Source organism: Anaerofustis stercorihominis (assembly GCF_005844425.1).
Lineage (GTDB): Bacteria > Bacillota > Clostridia > Eubacteriales > Anaerofustaceae > Anaerofustis > Anaerofustis butyriciformans.
Window position 1 is genome coordinate 1 of record NZ_SPHL01000070.1, and the last position, 3,943, is coordinate 3,943.

Sequence of the window (3,943 nt, forward strand, 5' to 3'; positions counted from 1 at the left end):
AATATGGCTTTATCCATAAAAAACATTCCTCCTATCTAATTGTTAAGTTATTATTCTTTTCAAACTCCTTAATAAGTTTTTCTTTTAATTCTTCTACATATTTATCAATGTCTTCTCTTGAATTAATTTCATAAGAATGATTCATTAAACTATCTGTTCTTATTATTGTTCTCTTAACAATTTTTTCTTTTACAATTTCTCCTGTTTCATCTGTTGCATTTTTCTTACTCTTTTCATATTCTAATGCATTAATAAATCTATCTTTTAATTGGTCAATTCTTGTTTGTTGTGCAAATATATCTTTTAATTCGTTAGATTTTTCTAGAGCTGATATAACTTTTTTACAAGTTTCTATATATGGTTTACCAAACGATTCATCCACACCATAACTTTTGACTTCATTTTCTATATATGAAATAGTTTCATTTATCATTTTTATAATTGGCTCTGATTTAACATCATACATATTTGTAAGTATATCTATTAAGTCTTTTCTTAAAGTAGGTAATTCGTGTATTTCACTATATGGCTCTTTTGACTTAAGTATTGAAACCATTTTTTCCACAACAGTTGTTAATTCTTCTGCTTTATCAGCATAGTCTTTATTATTGTCATAGATAGTTATTATTTTTCTTGCTTCGTCAAATTGTTCTTTTTGTGTTCCATCAAAGAAATCCAATACCATTTCTATTTTAGGTGCTAAAGCAATGAACTCATCTTTACTATCTGATACTTCTTTAAAGAATTCTCCTATATCTCTTATTCTTAATAGTCTTTCAATTAATGTAATTGCTTCATCTTTTACATCTTGTCCTGGATATTGATAAACACTTCCAGAAATATAATAATATCCTGCAATTTTATTTAATTTGTTTAGTGTACTTTGAAGACAATCGGTTTTAAAGTCCTCTACCATACCATCTTCATCTTCTCTTAAATTAATAACATTAAATGCATTTCTTGCTACTGATTTTAAATCGTTAATTAGATTCATATCAATTTTTTGTCTAATCTTTATAATTGTTCTATCATAATAATCTCTTTTTAATATTTTAGTTAAAGTATCTTCTGCTGTAATGTTTTGAACTTCATTATTATAAATTAAAGATATTACTTCATCTTTTAACAATCTTGTTAATATGTATAATATGTCTTCATCTAAAAATCCATAAGGAGCAGTTCCAAAGTCTTGTAATAAAGTTCTAATTGTCATTGGCATACTAAATGCATTTTTTTCTTCACAATATTCTCTCATTGCATCATAAGCCTTTTGATTAACAAATTCTACTTCATTTCCAATTAGATTTTGTCTATTTTCGTGGAATAAATCTTTAATATCTTGTGTATTAAAATTATGCTTAATATACGCAAATTTTGTATATATGTTATTTATTAAAATCTCTAATGCTTCATTTGCTCTTGCTTTTGCATCTCTAGAACTTATATTCTGCCTATCTCCTGCTATAATAATTTCTGCTTCATTTAATTGTTCTTTAATATTTTCTTTAACTCTTGCTTCTGCTTTTTCTATTTCTCTTTGTTTTGCTCTTATTATGTCTTCAACTTGTTGAGTTTGGAAAATACCACTTTTACTTCTTCTATATTCTTCAACTTGTAAATAATTTGTTATTTCGTCATAAATTAAAGTTGAAATTTCAAGTTTAATAAATACATATTTATTTTCTCTTGCAGATTGCATAATAATTTCTGTATCATCTTTATCTGGTGAAGTAGTAATAACTTTTATACCTATTTCATATTCTTGTGAATATTTAATGTTATCTATATATTTTGTAAGTGGAAAGTTTTTATTTTTATAAGTAAACTTATTATCAGTTAGTATGTAATCAAAAACAATTCTCTTTAAATAATCTGTAATTCTATTTTGGTCTATAACTATTTGTTTTATTTCTCTATTTATTTCTTGTTCTTCATCTGTTAAAAATTTGTACTCATCATTATTTCTTTGAATTAAAGTTTGAGCCTCTAATCTTCTTAAAGAATCAGATATTTCTTTTTTTATTGTTATTTTATCATCTTTTATGTTTGAAACATACAAAGTTGATAAGTTATCTATATTAGCAGGTATTTCTTTTATATTTTTTAGCATAAATAACATTTTTAAAACTTTAATATCAATTTCTTTTAGAGTACCACTTTTAACTGTGTCAATAGCATTGTTAACAACTATTTTTACTTGATGTTCTAAAAATTGTTCAATAGTATCGTAAAATGCATAAAATGGAATAATTGTTCCAACTTCATCGCTACCATATCTTTTAGCAGTTTCTTGAAATGCACCTAATAATGATCTTTCACCACTAGATAAATGTTTTCCTGCATATCCGTGTTTTCTTATATCAGTAAATACATCTTGTAATAATTTAAATTGATATGGAATGAATGGATATGTTTCTGCAAAATCATTAGCACCATCATATACTTTTTGATATGTAGCGTTTTTAAAAGTTAAAAGATTTCTTATAATAGATTCTTCTTTATCATAAATCATTTTTAAACTTTCTTTTGCTTCTTCTGTTTTATCAAGGATTCTCTTTTTAATTACTTCGTCTATATCAGAACTTGATAAAGATAATTTAGTATCAAATCTACCTTGTATTTTTGAAAAGTCATTTCCTTGAACTTTTACTACATCATCTATTGCTTCTTGCGATGTAACAATAACCCAAGCCTTTCCACCACATTCTAGTCCTAAATCTTCTACTATTGTTTGAAGATTTAACATTAATCCTCTGTCATCTCCAATATATTGACCTATCTCATCAACTAAAAATACAACGTGATGATTTAGTCCTTTTGATTTAATGTAATCTCTGACTCTTTCAGCAAATTTTTCAACTGATAATGTATAATTCTTTTCTGTTCTTTCTACTACACTTCTTGCTTCTTCCACTGACTTATTTAATGTTTTTGCATGAGCATTAGCAAATTCATCTTCTACAAATTGAATACCATCTCTCATTTCTTCCCAAGAACTATTTGCTTCACTTTCAAATGCTTTTTTAAATTCTTCGTATTTTCCTTGACTTATAATATATCTTTCAATTTCTGCAACAAATGGAGTTATTGAAAGTCCCATTTTTTCGTTAAATACTTTTTCAAAAACATCTAATATTCTGTCTTTTGTTCCATTACTGTTTTCTGTTTTAGAATCAATGTTAAAAAGAATTACATCAGTAGGAATACTCCCTGCTCTTTTTATATCAGCAAGTAGCATTTTATCATCTATTTTATCATCAAAATAATCTACTGCATTTTTTCCATTAACAACTTTATTTTCTAACAAATATGATACTATTTTTAAAAAATGAGATTTACCACTACCAAAGAAACCAGAAATCCAAACTCCCATTTTTTCTGTATTTCCATTTATTCCTGTATTATACGCTTCAAAAAAACTATTAAAGTGTTTTAGCAATTCCTCAGTTACGACATATTCTTCAAGTTCTTGACTAACATAACTTTCATCATCTACTTTAATTACTCCTTGTATTTCTCTTTCAATATCCTTTGCATATAACTCTTTTAATTTTTTCATTTTTACTCCTCCTACTTTCTCCCTACAAATTGAAATGCTCTATAATAATTATCATTTTCTAATTTATTAAATAATTTAAAACTTTGTCCGTTGTAACTTCCTGGATAAAACATTATCAATGGATTATTTGTTATTACACTGTGTAAATTATTTAATATTGTATGTCCTCTTACTATACCATAACATTTTCCTATTCCTGTTATTATAATAATCTGATTAGGTTCTACTTCACTTTTTATTTTCTTCATTATCAAATCGTTTCCAGAGCCTATTCCTATTGTTTTTGAAATAATAGTATTTAAATATTTAGCACCTTTTTTCTTCTCATAATCAAAACATTTTTCTAAAAATCCTTTTTCTTTTAATATTTCAATAATAATATCG

General features: G+C 25.4%; 2 protein-coding genes. Both read right to left on the reverse strand.

Annotation, left to right across the window (positions count from 1 at the left end; all coding sequences use genetic code 11):
- Nucleotides 1–31: 31 nt before the first annotated feature.
- Nucleotides 32–3,559 carry a BREX system P-loop protein BrxC gene (gene brxC / locus FGQ49_RS10115; RefSeq protein WP_138269743.1) on the reverse strand — a complete coding sequence of 1,176 codons (3,528 nt, stop codon included), beginning with the start codon at nucleotides 3,557–3,559 and terminating at the stop codon, nucleotides 32–34.
- 11 nt (nucleotides 3,560–3,570) lie between these two features.
- Nucleotides 3,571–3,943, reverse strand: a 373-nt coding sequence (locus FGQ49_RS10120) for a DUF1788 domain-containing protein (RefSeq protein ID WP_138269744.1), incomplete at its 5' end; no start/stop codon positions are given.

Excerpts from the sequence above, each read along its gene's own strand:
- brxC (WP_138269743.1), bottom strand. The coding sequence starts at position 3,559 with ATGAAAAAATTAAAAGAGTTATATGCAAAGGATATTGAAAGAGAAATA.